The 358-nt window shown below is 54.2% G+C and carries 1 protein-coding gene; it reads right to left on the bottom strand.

All coding sequences use genetic code 11. From position 1 onward, the window contains the following. Window positions 1-336 (bottom strand): hypothetical protein (locus tag AC0L3B_RS38705; RefSeq protein WP_473382934.1); only part of this gene is annotated, 336 nt, incomplete at its 3' end. Window positions 337-358: the final 22 nt, after the last annotated feature.

Genomic DNA, 358 nt, shown 5'->3' with positions numbered 1-358 from the left:
GTTGGTCAAATGCTTAGCCAACGCTTGGCCGGCAGTGCTTGAGTTGAGGATGGCGGCATCAATGATGACAACCTTAGGTACGGTGCTTGCTGTTTGCTCTTTCAGGTGAATATGAAAGTCGCCGCTGGATACCTTTCCGGACTCTATGGAAGCCGTATGGATTTTCTCCCCAATTGGCACCATTGTTTGCGTATTTAGATAGTCGAACGGGTAGAAGGCGGACGCATAGGTGCCTCCGGTGTTCCAGGTGGCTCCCAGTGGGTGTGCCTTGCGGGCTTGTTGTGTCAGCCAGAGCCAGTCGCAGCGGGTGCTGACGCTGATGCTGTTGTGGCGCAAAGGCGTGATTCTGTTTCACGAC

It is taken from the genome of Bradyrhizobium sp. Kon56 (genome assembly GCF_055807635.1).
The sequence above is the reverse complement of the archived record's forward strand: the minus strand, read 5'-3'. Positions and strand labels throughout refer to the sequence as shown.